At 60.9% G+C, this 13,036-nt stretch carries 12 protein-coding genes; 7 read left to right on the forward strand and 5 right to left on the reverse strand.

All coding sequences use genetic code 11. The annotated features are described in order from the left end of the window. Nucleotides 1–158: 158 nt before the first annotated feature. From asnB to Pan216_RS19250, 4 genes are all read left to right on the forward strand, one after another. Entirely contained in the window at nt 159–2,138 is a 1,980-nt protein-coding gene (gene asnB, locus Pan216_RS19235; protein WP_145260428.1) for an asparagine synthase (glutamine-hydrolyzing), read from the forward strand. 196 nt (nt 2,139–2,334) lie between these two features. After that, the gene (locus Pan216_RS19240; RefSeq protein WP_419192734.1) at nt 2,335–3,036 is read left to right on the forward strand and encodes an ABC transporter ATP-binding protein; all 702 of its coding nucleotides are present in this window, start codon (nt 2,335–2,337) and stop codon (nt 3,034–3,036) included. A 191-nt stretch (nt 3,037–3,227) separates the two neighbouring features. Further along, nucleotides 3,228–4,388 carry an HlyD family secretion protein gene (locus tag Pan216_RS19245; RefSeq protein WP_419192735.1) on the forward strand — a complete coding sequence of 387 codons (1,161 nt, stop codon included), beginning with the start codon at nt 3,228–3,230 and terminating at the stop codon, nt 4,386–4,388. Between the two features lie 24 nt (nt 4,389–4,412). Continuing rightward, complete coding sequence (locus tag Pan216_RS19250) at nt 4,413–5,531, forward strand: ABC transporter permease (protein WP_145260433.1); 1,119 nt, start codon at nt 4,413–4,415, stop codon at nt 5,529–5,531. Nucleotides 5,532–6,355: 824 nt separating this feature from the next. Here the strand turns inward: Pan216_RS19250 and Pan216_RS19255 are convergent. The 3 genes from Pan216_RS19255 to Pan216_RS19265 form a co-directional block, all read right to left on the reverse strand. Continuing rightward, nucleotides 6,356–7,141, reverse strand: a complete 786-nt coding sequence (locus Pan216_RS19255) for an SDR family NAD(P)-dependent oxidoreductase (protein WP_145260435.1) — start codon at nt 7,139–7,141, stop codon at nt 6,356–6,358. Nucleotides 7,142–7,466: 325 nt separating this feature from the next. Continuing rightward, complete coding sequence (locus Pan216_RS19260) at nt 7,467–8,222, reverse strand: peroxiredoxin-like family protein (protein ID WP_419192736.1); 756 nt, start codon at nt 8,220–8,222, stop codon at nt 7,467–7,469. Nucleotides 8,223–8,275: 53 nt separating this feature from the next. Next, nucleotides 8,276–8,971, reverse strand: coding sequence for a site-2 protease family protein (locus Pan216_RS19265; protein WP_145260437.1), 696 nt, complete (start codon nt 8,969–8,971; stop codon nt 8,276–8,278). Between the two features lie 267 nt (nt 8,972–9,238). On the opposite strand from Pan216_RS19265, the gene Pan216_RS19270 reads away from it, so the two are divergent. Next, nucleotides 9,239–9,529, forward strand: coding sequence for a hypothetical protein (locus Pan216_RS19270; RefSeq protein WP_145260439.1), 291 nt, complete (start codon nt 9,239–9,241; stop codon nt 9,527–9,529). Nucleotides 9,530–9,577: 48 nt separating this feature from the next. Here the strand turns inward: Pan216_RS19270 and Pan216_RS19275 are convergent, their stop codons facing one another. Together Pan216_RS19275 and Pan216_RS19280 are read right to left on the reverse strand one after the other, a co-directional pair. Beyond that, nucleotides 9,578–10,342 carry an IS630 family transposase gene (locus Pan216_RS19275; protein ID WP_145260441.1) on the reverse strand — a complete coding sequence of 255 codons (765 nt, stop codon included), beginning with the start codon at nt 10,340–10,342 and terminating at the stop codon, nt 9,578–9,580. Further along, entirely contained in the window at nt 10,339–10,782 is a 444-nt protein-coding gene (locus Pan216_RS19280) for a helix-turn-helix domain-containing protein (protein WP_145254025.1), read from the reverse strand. Before Pan216_RS19280 ends, Pan216_RS19275 begins: the two co-directional genes overlap by 4 nt. A 714-nt stretch (nt 10,783–11,496) precedes the next feature. Between Pan216_RS19280 and Pan216_RS19285 the strand changes: the two genes are divergently transcribed. Together Pan216_RS19285 and Pan216_RS19290 are read left to right on the forward strand one after the other, a co-directional pair. Next, nucleotides 11,497–12,228: a metallophosphoesterase family protein gene (locus Pan216_RS19285; protein ID WP_145260442.1), complete on the forward strand. Its 732-nt coding sequence runs from the start codon at nt 11,497–11,499 to the stop codon at nt 12,226–12,228. A gap of 224 nt (nt 12,229–12,452) precedes the next feature. Next, nucleotides 12,453–13,034 (forward strand): chalcone isomerase family protein, encoded by a 582-nt coding sequence (locus Pan216_RS19290; protein ID WP_145260444.1) that lies wholly within the window; start codon nt 12,453–12,455, stop codon nt 13,032–13,034. Nucleotides 13,035–13,036: the final 2 nt, after the last annotated feature.

The raw sequence follows: 13,036 nt of genomic DNA on the forward strand, positions 1-13,036 counted from the left end.
ATGTGTCACGAATCGCTCCCAACGCGTCCCGTTTCCTTGCCGAATCCCCAAACGCTGGGAATACTTTGGGCGAACGCGATGCCCTCGCCCGCGAGTCGGCCCGAAGGCGCATCGGTTCCTCTCGGACTCAGCGTCGTTTCATTGGGAGTTGATCATCGATGTGTGGAATCGCTGGCGTCGTCGAACTCAAGGGGCAGCAGCCCGTCGAGCGAAGCATCATCGAACGGATGGCTCAAGCGATCTTCCACCGCGGTCCCGATGAGGACGGTTACTACATCGACCACGGCATGGCGCTGACCAATCGCCGCCTCAGCATCGTCGGTCTCGCCGACGGTCAGCAACCAATCTTCAACGAGGATAAGAGCGTCGTCGTCGTCTTCAACGGCGAACTGTTCGACTACGTCGAGCGCCGCGAGGAACTGATCAAACGCGGCCACACCTTCCGCACCTCCTGCGACACCGAAATCCTGGTCCATCTCTGGGAGGAACTCGGCGAGGAGATGTTCGCGACCCTCCGGGGCCAATACGGCATTGCGATCTACGACATGAAGCGGCGACTGCTCGTGCTCGCCCGCGATCGCGTCGGGATCTGCCCGCTGCACTGGGCCAAACGCGGCGACCGGCTCTACTTCGGTTCCGAGGTCAAGGCGATCCTAGCCTCCGGCGAGGTCGCGCCCGAGGTCGACCCTCGCGGCATCGACCACATCATGACGATGTTCGGCATCCCGACCCGACGCACCGTCTTCAAGGACATCAGCGCGCTACTTCCCGGCAGTTTCGTCAAGATTCAGTTCCGGGAAAACGATCAGCCGGCCGACATCAGCGAGCACATCTACTGGGATCTCGACTTCCCCGACCAGGGAGACGAGTACGAATCGCCCAATCTCGTCGAGGAGTTCCGCGACAAGTTTCGCGAAGCGACCGAGATCCGGCTGCGAGCCGATGTCCCCGTCGTCAGCTATTTAAGTGGCGGCATCGACTCGGCGACCGTCGCGTCGATGAGTTCCAAGATCCTCGGCTCGCCGATCCCGAGCTTCACCGTTCAGATTGCCGATCCGCGCTTCGACGAGACGAAAGCCGCTCTGCTCAACGCCAAGGCGATCGGCTGCAACCCGACGATCGCGCGTTGCGATAGCCAGGCGATCTACGATACCTACCCTCTTCTGGTGCAGGCCGCCGACTCCCCCGTCGTCGACACCGCGTGCGCGACCCTCTACCGCTTGGCGGGCGAAGTCCGAAAACAGGGCTACAAAGTCGCCCTCACCGGCGAGGGGGCCGACGAGGCCCTTGCCGGCTACCCGTGGTTCAAGGTCAACCGACTCATTCGCTTGCTCGACGTCGGCTGCACCTGCCCCAGTGACGCGATTCGCTACAGCGTCATGAAGTGGATCAACGGCGACGGCTCGTGGAGAGAGTTCAAGGAGTTCAAACGACTCCTCGGCGGCCCCCAAGCCCAGGCCGACTTCTACATGCTCATCGGCCAGGGTCGTCACTTTTTCTACTCCCGGGAGATGATCGAACGACTCGACGGCCATCTGGCGTTCGAGGATCTCGAGATCAACCGCGAACGGATGAAGCGTTGGCATCCGCTGAACCAGTCGCTCTACCTCGGCTACAAGACGATCCTGCCCGGGCTCCTGATCAATCACAAGGGCGACCGCGTCGCGATGGCCAACTCGGTCGAGACTCGCTATCCGTTCCTCGACGAGAAGGTCGTCGAGTTCCTGGCGAAGGTCCATCCGCGATGGAAGCTTCGCGGCCTAACCCGGGACAAGTATCTCTTGCGCCGCATGGGCGAGGGGATCTTGCCCGACTCGGTGGTCCATCGTCGCAAAGCGATGTTCCGGGCTCCGCTGGCCGATACCTTCCTGCTCGATCCGCCTAGCTACGTCGACGAGCTGCTTAGCGAGGAATCGCTCAAACGAACGGGACTATTCGATGTAGAAAAGGTGTTGCGTTACCGCAAGACCTACCGAAGTTACCGAATACGACGGGGAACTCGGCTCTCTCTTGAGATGGGACTCACGGCAGTGATGGCAACCCAGCTCTGGCATCATACTTATTTAGGCGGGGGGCTCTGCGGACTGCCGACATGGGACCCGCAAGCGACCAGGTCGGTCCAGCCGATCGGCGTTTAGCCGACGCTGGAGTTCCGCCCTGGAGTCCTTGTCCGACACTGGTACGTGTGAATCAATCGTGACGGCTGTTCCTGGGCCGGAGAATCCTACTAACGTCTTTCGGTCCATGACGTTGGGCGCCCGCGGAACGGAAGTTCGACGCAACCTTGTCCCCCCAAGCCTTCTCCCTCGAGAGGGATCGCGAAAGGAACCATTGGTGCCGGTAACGATCGAGGCGGATAACATCATTCGGGGATTCGGAACGGGGGACCTGCGAACCATCGCGGTTCGAGGCGTTTCGATCACCCTCGAAGCGGGCCAAATGACGTTGCTCATGGGCCCTTCCGGTTCGGGCAAGTCGACCCTCTTGGCGATTCTCTCGGGGCTTCTTCACCCAGACGAGGGTCGTGTCTCTGCGCTTGATGCCGATATTTGGAAGATGTCCGATTACCAGCGCGAAGCCTTTCGGCGCCGGTATTGCGGGTTCATCTTCCAGGGATACAACCTCTTTCCGGCCCTAACGGCGCAGCAGCAATTAGAGATCGTGTTACAATGGGGCGGCAATGTCCCAAAGAAGCAGGCAGCCTCGATGGCGCTTCAAACGCTTGCTTCACTCGACCTTCGTGATAAGGCACATTTGCGGCCCGCGGAGCTTTCTGGAGGAGAAAAGCAGCGCGTGGCGGTCGCTCGAGCATTGGTCAAGGAACCCTCGTTGGTCTTCGCCGACGAGCCGACCTCGGCCCTGGACTGGGAGCATGGTCGCCAAGTGGTCGACCTGCTCCACGAAGCGGCTCACAAACGCGACGCGACGATTCTGGTCGTTTCTCACGATCCGCGGTTGATACCTCTTGCCGATCGAGTGCTGAATCTCGAAGACGGCAAACTCTGGGACGGCGACGAACCCACACCCGCGATCTGACGCGAACACGTCGGATCCCCCCGATGCTCCGAGCGTCGGGACCTAGCGCCGACGCCGCAAGGGTCGGCAACGAACCGACGCCGCAAGGGTCGGCAACGACCGACGCCGCAAGGGTCGGCAACGGACTCGGACGACGAATCTCGTTCGCCTCCGACAACGGAACAACGCTCAGCATGAAGGATGCATGGCGCATGCGCAACGCCTCGAAACTCTTTCTCGTCGCCGGAATTGCCGGCGTCGCGGCCATCTCCTTCGGCCTCTCACGCTCCGAGGACATTCGCTCCTTCGTCGCCCAAACCGCTCGCGCCGACAACCAATCGGGTGGTCGCTACGCTCCCAACAATCCCGATTCCAACGCGCCGGGTCCTCCCTCGGCCAAGAACATCCGCGTCGTCGCCTTTGGAAACGTCGACGTGCTCGCGGGAACGACTCCGCTGAACGTCCCCTCGATCGGCCAAGTCGAGAAAATCTTTGTCAGGGAAGGCCAGCAGGTCAAAAAAGGCGATCCGCTGGTCCAGCTCAATATTGACGCCGCCAAAGCGACCCTGCTCCGGGCCAAAGCCGCCGTGACCGAAGCGAAGGTTCAACTCTCCGAGGCCAAGCAGGCCCCCGCGAATCACGGACTGCTTGTCGAATTGCAGCAACAAGCGATCATCGCCGCGCAAGCCCAGCAGGACGCGCAAGCAAGCCAAGTCGAGAAGCTTAAGAACCTCGTCAAGGACGAAGCCTTCAGCCAGGAGAACTACAACGGGGCCAAGTCGCAGCTTCGCCAGCTCGAGTCGGCCACCCGCGCCGAGGAACTGAAGCTCAAGCAGCTCCGGCTCCTCAACCCCGAGGACAAGGTCTCCCTGGCCGAGGCCGCTCTCTCGGCCGCCGACGCGAACGTGACCCTCGCCCAAGTCAACTTGGACAACCAGACACTGACCGCTCCCGAGGACGGAGCGATCCTCCGGGTGCAAGTCTCCGTCGGCCAGATCCTCGGGAAGAATCAAACGCAACCGAACATCTGGTTCTGCCCCGACGGCAAGCGGATCGTTCGGGTGCAAGTCAATCAAGAGTTCGCCAACCGCGTTCACACTGGCATGAAGGCGGAAGTCTTCGACGACGACAATCGCAACGCGAGTTGGACCGGGACCCTCACCCGCGTCTCTGACTGGATCGGGCCGAAACGGACGATCCTACCCGATCTGTTCCAAACCGACGACGCACGAACGCTCGAGTGCATCGTCACGCTCGACGACAACCAGCCCGAGGTCCGTATCGGCATGAAGATGCGGGTCGAACTCTGGACGCCTGATGCCGAAACGCTGGCCGGAAGCAGCCCTCGCGGCGGAACGAGCACGAAGAAATAACCCCTCGCTTCGACGTGGAGTGTCATGCAGTACGCGCTGCGCACGATTTGGTTCGAACGTAAACGCTTCATCCCGGGCATCGTCGCCGTCGCCTTCAGTGCGGTCTTGATCGCACTGCAGACCGGCATCCTCCTGGGACTCATTGGCGTGGTCAGCGTTCCGATCGTCAATTCCAAAGCCCAGATCTGGATTGGCTACAAGGACACCCTCTCGGTCGACCTTGGCCGGCCCATCCCGACGCGCTACGCCGAGTACGTCTGGGCCAACCCCAACATCGAAACCGTCAACGAGTACGTTCAGTCCTTCACCTTTTGGACGACCACCAGCGGACAGAACGAACTGGCGATCGTGATGGGAACGAACGTCTCACCCGAGAGCATCGGCCCGGTCGACCAGCTCGATCCGGAGGAACTCGTCTACTTGACCGAACCGGGCTCGATCGTCGTCGACCGAAACGACGCCGACCGGCTCGAGGCGAGCGAACTCGGTTCGACCGGCGAGTCGTTCGGACGCCGGCTTCGCATCGTCGGCTTCGTCCCCGACATGGGGAGCATCTCCGGCCCCTACCTGCTCTGTTCGCTCAGCACCGCCCGCATGATCCTGCGGATGCCCGAGGACAAGACGACGTACTTGCTCGCGACCGTCAAGGATCCGACCAAAGTCGATCAAGTGATCGATGAACTCAACGCCGCCTTTCCCGACTTCACCGCCTTCGAGGCCGAGCGGTTTTCCACCCGGTCGAAGATGCACTGGTTGACGAAGACCAAGGCGGGGATCGCGATCGGCTTCGTCGCTCTCTTGGGACTCGCCGTCGGCGCGTCGGTGACGAGCCAGACGCTCTACGCGGCGACCGTCGCTTCGATCCGGGAACTCGCGGTGCTTCGAGCCCTCGGCATCCCCGGTTGGCGGATCTCGGTCTACGTACTACAGCAGGCGATCATCGTCGGGATTCTCGGCCTGGTGACCTCCGGGCCGGTCGCGTACGCGTTGGCTCAACTGGCTCGTCGTTTGGGAACGCACGCCACGCTGCCGACTTGGCTGATCACGAGCACCATCGTCGTGACGCTGACGATGTCGCTCTTCTCCGGGTTGATCGCGCTGCGCTCACTCAAGCACGCCGAACCCGCCTCGCTCTTGAGGTAGACGCACTTCTGCTCCCCCTTGTCCAAGGGGGAGATAGAGGGGGTCTTCTCGCTCCCCCGTTGTCAAACCAAGGGCGCCAACCCTGGTGGGTTCGGCCGGGGAGATAGGACTACCGTCGCCCCTTCGGGGCTCGATCCGAATCCTCTCCATTCCAGGGGTTTCACCCCTGGCTAGTGACCGGCGCCGCTTCGCGGCTGAACTCAGACACTGCGGAAGTTGCGATCATCTGGCAGTCGCTCTCGACCATCGGTTCGGGAATCTTGCTCCCTTCACGAACCCAGATTGACGAGACTACCGTCGCCCCTTCGGGGCTCGATCCGAATCCTCTCCATTCCAGGGGTTTCACCCCTGGCTAGTGACCGGCGCCGCTTCGCGGCTGAACTCAGACACTGCGGAAGTTGCGATCATCTGGCAGTCGCTCTCGACCATCGGTTCGGGAATCTTGCTCCCTTCACGAACCCAGATTGACCTACGGAACGAATTTGCCGAGCTTGGCTTATCGGTGGAAGGGGATTCACCATCTCACTCCCTGCGTCGCCCATCGAGAGATGAACCTACCGACGAGACCGACCCCCCCTCTTTCCCCCCTTGGACAAGGGGGGAAAAATGAGGCTCACCCCTTGGACAAGGGGGGGAAAATGAGGCTCACCCCTTGGACAAGGGGGGGAAAATGAGGCTCACCCCTTGGACAAGGGGGGATGTCGTTGGTGACTCCCCTTGGACAAGGGAGATGTCGTTGTTGCTCTCGTTCGGCAAGGCCGGACGCTGGCAAAGAAGGGCAAGCCTCCAATTGCAAACGGCCAACCTTGGTTGGAGCCGTTCCCCTACGTGGCGTTGCCGAGCGTCTGGGTGATGCCGCCGTCGATCTCGATGACTTGACCGCAAACGAAGTCCGAAGCGGGCGACGCGAGAAAGAGTGCCAAGTCGGCGATCTCGACCGGCTCGCCGAAACGCCCCATCGGAATCCGATCGAGCATTGGACCACTCTTCGCGGGGTCGCTCCAGACCTGCTTGCCCATGTCGGTCATCACAACCGTCGGGGCGATGACGTTGGCTTGGATGTTGTGACGGGACCACTCGGCGACCATCACCGCGTTGAGCATCTGTAGTCCACCCTTGGAGGCGCAATAGGCGCCATGGTTCGGCAACCCACGAACACCCGCGACCGACGAGATGCTGACAATCTTGCCACTCCCTTGTTCGATCATCCTCGGAGCCAACTCGCGTGCGAGAAGAAAGGGAGCCCTCAGGTTGATCGCCATCGTCTCGTCCCAATGGTCGATCGTCGCCTCGCGTAGCGATTCGAGGTGAACGATGCCCGCGTTGTTGACGAGGATGTCGATCGCGCCGAAGTGCTCGAGCGCCGTGGACGCCGCTTCGCGCGGACCTTCCGTCGTGCCGAGATCGGCGGCGATCACCAATGCCTGGCGGCCCCCAGCCTCCACCGTCGCTTTGGTCTGGTGGAGGCCTTCTTCATCACGGGCGACGAGGGCGACATCGGCGCCGGCCTCGGCGAAGAGGGTCGCGATCTGGGCGCCCAAGCCACGAGAGGCTCCCGTGACGAGCGCCCGTTTTCCGATGAGGGAGTGCCGCTCGACGTAGTTGGCCATGCCGCCGTTTCCCTACCTCAAGGTGGTTGTGGTGGGTCAAGCCCCACCCTGCTCCCCGACTAGGCATCGTCTCAAAAGTCGGCTCTAGCTTCGGCTGGCTACGTCGGCGCGGGACTTTGTCGGTCTGCATCGACGAATCCAGCGGACTCGCCTGCTTCGCCCTTCTCTTCCCGCACCAACTCGCTGAGCCTCGGGCAAGCGATCTACTTTGGAAACGATGCCTCGTGCCGCGTCAAACGCTCGATTTCGGGTTGTGAACCAACGATCACTTCTCACTGGCTGACCAGCAGCCAGTACCACCCGAACTCTTGGATCTGGCAAAGCACTACTTGCTCGAACCCTTTTTGAGTTCCTTGACCGCATCCACGACGTCGGCCGGCTCGGCCCGCGCGCTGTAGTCGGCGTTCAGATAGGCGTGATGGATCTTCCCATCTTGACCGATCACGTAGGTCGCCGGGAGTGGCAGTTCGTTGGAGTCGTCGCCGTTCTGCTCCTGGAGCTTGACGAACTTGTCGTAAATCGTCGCGACGTCCTCGGGCAGCTTGAAGACGATGCCGTAGTCCTCGGCGACTTTGTTGCCCAAATCGCTGACGACGTCGAACTGGAGTTCCTGCTTCTCCTTGGTCGAGAGCGACTTGTCAGGCAGTTGCGGCGAGATCGCGATCAGCGTCGCGCCTTGCTCTTCGAATTCGGGCAGCGCCTTCTGCATCGCACGCAGTTGCAAGTTGCAGTATGGGCACCAACCGCCGCGGTACCACTGCAACACGACCGGGCCCTTCTTGAGCTGTTCGGAGAGCCGGACCTTCTCGCCGGCGGCGTTGGTCAGCTCGAAGTCGGGAGCGGCATCACCCGCTCTCTTGGCATTTTTCTCGATGCCGGTGGCGCGAACCTTGTCGACGCCATCCTTGAAGGCCTTGAGGACTTCCGGGGGCATGCGCTTGCCAGCTTGCTGCTTCAGCGTCTGGAGCTGCTGCTGGAGCGACGCATCGCCCGAGGAAGCCTCCTGCGCCGCCGCGGGCACTCCACCACCGACCGCCACCAGTCCAACACCCAAGAGAGACGTCATGAGAAACGATCGCATCGGCTCACTCCTTCGCGAAATCGACCCCGATTTATTGACTCTTCGGTCATTATTTACGGGAAGCGACCGACCCGGCAAGAGCGACGTCCCTCGGAGATCGCTTCCTCGTCGCGGTGCTTCATCATCTCTTCAAACTGCTCGCGAGGCGTCAGCAAGCTCAGGATGATGCCCAAACCGTCGTTGGGAATCGAACGATCCCCTTCGCGGACGGGCATCGGGATGAGGTTGAGCACTCCCCCCACCGTCGCCGCCAACGCCAAACTCTGGAGCGTGATGACCCATGCGTCCGTCGACGATCGCAACAGGTCCGCGCCCAGGATCGCGTAGATCACCGCCACTAGCAGCAACTCGACGCCCGGGCCCGCGAAGTAGATCAACGCGTTCTCGACGTTGGGCTGGCGAATGCGGGTTGGCACGGTGCGGACGAACCCGACCAGCGGGATCATGCGCAGTTCGACCGAGGTCCCTCCAATGGTCCATTGCCCAAGGACACTTCCCATGCCGACGACCGTTTTGAGGACACGCCACCCGAGCGCGTGCGCGACGACGGCGTGGGCGGCCTCGTGAAGCGCCACCAGCGGCATCCAGAAAAGGAGAAAGAGCAGAGCGGTCAGCTTGATCGGTTGAAAATTGACCGCGATGTCGGCGACGAAGAAACCGAGGAGGATCAGCGAGAAGACAACGAGCATCCAGCGCTCGCTCGACGTGGCGGGGGGCTTCTCGTCGTTGGCGTCGAATCGTTCCGGCATGGGCGTCGTCGGCCTCCTCACGATTTGCGTCCTCGGGGTGATGCTATCGAATCGGCTCCTTGTTTCCTTGGGGGCCTTGGCGACGCTGGCGTGGCGGTAGCGATTCGAACGATTCTCCGGCCGGCGCGTGATCTTCCCGCAGGGTTTTCCACGGTCGCCCCGCCGCCGACAGTTCGCCCTGCTTGCACCCCTCGACCAGCTTCCATGGCCGTCACGGCCTCACCTCGAGTTTGCCGGAAGAGTGCCAGTCCTTGCGAAGGACGCTAAATGAGCGCGGCGCACTTGGCCGATGAGGGATGGGGCCGGGGAATGCTCGGCCAACCGATCAGGCTCGCGCCAGAGCTGCATGTCCGCTCGCGAGCTCGAAATCACGATCAACGGATAGAGGTGGTTCAACCAACCGCCAACAACATCAAGGACGGAGCCGGAGCGATGCACCCGATTGCCCTTCTGCTGCTCATCATGCTCGGAACCCTCGGATTGACCGCGCTGGCGGGGTTGGCGTGCCGGTCGCTGTATGAAGTTCCCGTTTGGCGTCGCCGGGCCCCTCTTCCCTAGTGTTCTGATCCCACTTGAGATTGGCGTTCGTGCAACCCAAACGCTTTGTCACTGGCTGATAAGCAGCCAGTGGCCCCCCAAGACTTCGATGGACCCGTGCACTAGTGCATCATCCATTCTTAATTTAATTTTTGGGTAGAGTCGGGCCAGTTTGGTGCGTGCTTCGTCGATTTGTAGTTGCCAGTCGACGCCGCGCTGCTTCTGGTTGGTCTGATCGGACCAAGCCCCGATTTCGTCTCGTAATTCGTCGAGTTCGCCGACGCGTCGACCGGTCAGACACTGTCGTGTCATCGCGCTCAGTTCGCATTCGGCGACGTTTAGCCAGCTCCCATGCTTCGGAGTGTAGACGAACGTGATTCGCTTGACATAGGCACGTGCCACGGCAGGCTCAAACAACTCGTAGAACGCTCCCTTGGTGTGGGTGTTTAGGTTGTCGAGAACCAGCGTCACTTGCTGGCAATCGGCGTAGCGAGTGTCGAGCAGTTGCGCGACCTCTTGCGCCCAATCAACCTTGGTGCGTTGCGACCTGGCCGTCGCTTGGCGAAAACCTGAAAGCGGCTCGCTGAACATGAAGATGCTCGCCGTTCCGTTTCGTTCATACTCGTAATCGACTCGCTTGGGATGGTCCTTGGCAGCTTCAATCGGCTGCCTTGTTTCTTTGATCAGCTGGACCGGTTGCTCGTCCATGCAAATGACCGGATGGTCTGCATCGTAGGGTCTTTCATAGGTTTCGAGGACTTCCTCCATGCAAGCGACGAACTCAGCGTCGTTCTCGGGGGGGATCACCCAATAGTCGATCATACGCTTGGTCATGCGATTTTTTTTAGCGTCTTGCGAACGGTCTCGGGACAAATGGATTCCACTACCTCTAGTTTAACCAATTGATCGGCAAGCAGTTGCAGCGTCCACTTGCCGTATCCCTTGGGCGGCTCTCCCAGACGCATGGCGATTAGTCTTGCTTCGGCCTGCCCGTCGAGCTTCGGCGGAGTCGGTGGCTTCTCGCGTCTCATTCCATCCAATGCCAACGCAAAACTCTCGGTGACTAGGCGTTTGCGTAGATTCTCAACGGTCTGGACACGACAACCAAAAGCCTCGGCAATTCTCTCATCCGTCCACGCCGGACCGTTGGCGTCTGTCTTCAAGAGCATTTGTGCCCGTCGAACCTTCTGGGAGGAGCCTTTGAGCTTCTTGATGACCGCGTGACAAGTTGCGCGTTCCTCTTCCGTGAGGCGAACGATGTACTTCTTGTTCATTGGGAAACCTCCGTGCTTTCCAGGAAGCAGCAAGTTTCCTCGAACAGAAGCAATCAACCAACCCGAAATCCTAGGATAGATGAACCACTAGGCTTCGTTTCAAAAAGTAGGTCGTCGGCCCGAGACTCAGCCAATCGGTGCGGGTCGAGGAGGGCGAAGCAGGCGAATCCGCTGGATTTCGTCGATGCAGCCCGACAAAGTCCCGTGCCGATGCAGCGAGTCGAAGCCAGAGCCGAGTTTTGAGACGGAGCCTAGTGTTCCCGATCGGCAAGCTCGCGACACAAACCCACGCTCGCCCCTGTTGCGGGGGAGCTTTCCAATTCATTATCGTTTCCCGCATGCCCACGCCGAGCGTGGGACTTTCCCCATGTTTCTCCTGGCCATGACTCAACCAGTCAGAAGACGAAACGCCCCTCTCCCAGGATCCCTGGCGCCGCTGGAAAACTCGCCCGCCGGGGAGAACCGTTTGTAATTTTTTCCTGTCACTTCTCGATCCCGCCTCAACAAGTGGGCCCAACTACCCACACGCTGTTTGACGTACTGGTATAGACTGAATGAGGGCCTGGTGGTACGTCGCGCGTGTTCCACGCGATCAGGAACGTACCCGCCGAGACTCTTGCCAAGCAATTCGACGCCGTTCCCGAGGGATGGACCGATCGCGTGTCGATCTCCCGTTGGGGTACCGTATCATTCACTCATAGGAGACGACGATCCATGTCGAGCGGAGTCCTGTCTCCCCAGAAGGTCGCCCGCGACGGTGACAAAGGTCCGCGTCGCATCATCGCGATCGGCGACATCCACGGTTGCATCCACGCCCTCGAGACGCTCCTGGAGTTGATCGCGCCGACACACGACGACCAGATCATCGTCCTCGGCGATTTCATCGACCAGGGACGCGACAGCGCCGCAGTGATCGATCGCTTGATCGCGCTCGAAGCGACGACGAACCTGACGTGCCTGATGGGCAACCACGAAGAGATGTTTCTCGCGGCCCTCGAGAGTGAGCGTGCGCTGCGCGTCTGGGAGGAAGCCGGCGGAGCCGCGACGCTTATTTCCTACCGTTTTGGGGCCCGAATCTCGACGGTTCCCGACGAACACATCGCGTTTGTCCGCCGTTGTCAGGACTTCGCCGAGAGCGATCGTCACTTCTTCGTCCACGCCCGCTACGAACCCGATTTGCCGCTCGCCGAGCAGCCGGCATACGCCCTGCGATGGTCGCTGCTGGAAGAACCCTATCCCGGACCGCACATGTCCGGGAAGACGGCGTTGTGTGGACATACCGAACAGCGCCGTGGGGATATTCTGGACCTTGGACACGTGATCTGTCTCGATACCTTCTGCCACGGACACGGCTGGCTCAGCGCCATGGATGTCGTCAGTGGGGAGGTTTGGCAGGTGAACCGTTGGGGAGTTCCACGCGAAGCCCGCATCGTCGCGGCCGGCTAGGTCACGTCGCCCCTTCTTTCTGCCTCTCATCGCCGCCCCGGCTCCTTTCGCGACCAGCGGGCCGGGCATTCCCCCCAGTCTCCCAATGGTCACAAGAGCGCCGAAGTACGCAATCCCGCCGAATCGAGGTTGTACCGTTTTCCCACGGCAGCGATACGTGGTACGAAACGTGCTCATATTGGGAGCCGACCGAGCAACATTTCAATTCCAAGGGGAGGTGACGCGTGCGAACGACCGCATTGATGCTTTTGGGAATGACGGCTACCATCGCGATGGCGCAACAACGTGTGCCGGCTCCGGGAAGTCAAGTCTCCTTTCCGGCCCAGGTCTCGCTCAACATCGGCGATCAACCGATGCCGCTCGACCTGACCGGAACCGCCACCCGGACGAAGCTCGTCTTCAACGTCTATGCGATGGGAAGCTACGTCACCAAGGACTCGCAGGTCCGTTCCGCCGACGAGTTGGCCTCGATCAACGAGCCCAAGGCGCTGCACTTGGTCCTGGAACGCAACGTCGCCGGATCGACGATGGCCCAGGCGGTGAAGAGATCCATCCGGGCCAACTACCCCCGCGGGTTCGATCGGGAGGTCAAGCAGTTGGTCGACTTCATGACCTCGCGTTCGGTCAAGCAAGGGGACAACGTTTGGATCATCCATCGCCCGGGCATCGGCTTGGAGATCAGCATGGGCAAGAGCGGGCGAACGCTCATTCCCAACGAGAAGTTCTCCAAGACGATCTGGGACATCTATCTCGGCCCCAAGAACATGGGGGCGCACATCAAGAGTGGGTTGACGTCGCGTCTCTGAGA

Source organism: Kolteria novifilia (genome assembly GCA_007748055.1).
Lineage (GTDB): Bacteria > Planctomycetota > Planctomycetia > Kolteriales > Kolteriaceae > Kolteria > Kolteria novifilia.

Excerpts from the sequence above, each read along its gene's own strand:
- asnB (WP_145260428.1), top strand. The coding sequence starts at position 159 with ATGTGTGGAATCGCTGGCGTCGTCGAACTCAAGGGGCAGCAGCCCGTC.
- Pan216_RS19245 (WP_419192735.1), top strand. The coding sequence starts at position 3,228 with ATGCGCAACGCCTCGAAACTCTTTCTCGTCGCCGGAATTGCCGGCGTC.
- Pan216_RS19250 (WP_145260433.1), top strand. The coding sequence starts at position 4,413 with ATGCAGTACGCGCTGCGCACGATTTGGTTCGAACGTAAACGCTTCATC.
- Pan216_RS19255 (WP_145260435.1), bottom strand. The coding sequence starts at position 7,141 with ATGGCCAACTACGTCGAGCGGCACTCCCTCATCGGAAAACGGGCGCTC.
- Pan216_RS19260 (WP_419192736.1), bottom strand. The coding sequence starts at position 8,222 with ATGCGATCGTTTCTCATGACGTCTCTCTTGGGTGTTGGACTGGTGGCG.
- Pan216_RS19265 (WP_145260437.1), bottom strand. The coding sequence starts at position 8,971 with ATGCCGGAACGATTCGACGCCAACGACGAGAAGCCCCCCGCCACGTCG.
- Pan216_RS19270 (WP_145260439.1), top strand. The coding sequence starts at position 9,239 with ATGAGCGCGGCGCACTTGGCCGATGAGGGATGGGGCCGGGGAATGCTC.
- Pan216_RS19275 (WP_145260441.1), bottom strand. The coding sequence starts at position 10,342 with ATGACCAAGCGTATGATCGACTATTGGGTGATCCCCCCCGAGAACGAC.
- Pan216_RS19280 (WP_145254025.1), bottom strand. The coding sequence starts at position 10,782 with ATGAACAAGAAGTACATCGTTCGCCTCACGGAAGAGGAACGCGCAACT.
- Pan216_RS19285 (WP_145260442.1), top strand. The coding sequence starts at position 11,497 with ATGTCGAGCGGAGTCCTGTCTCCCCAGAAGGTCGCCCGCGACGGTGAC.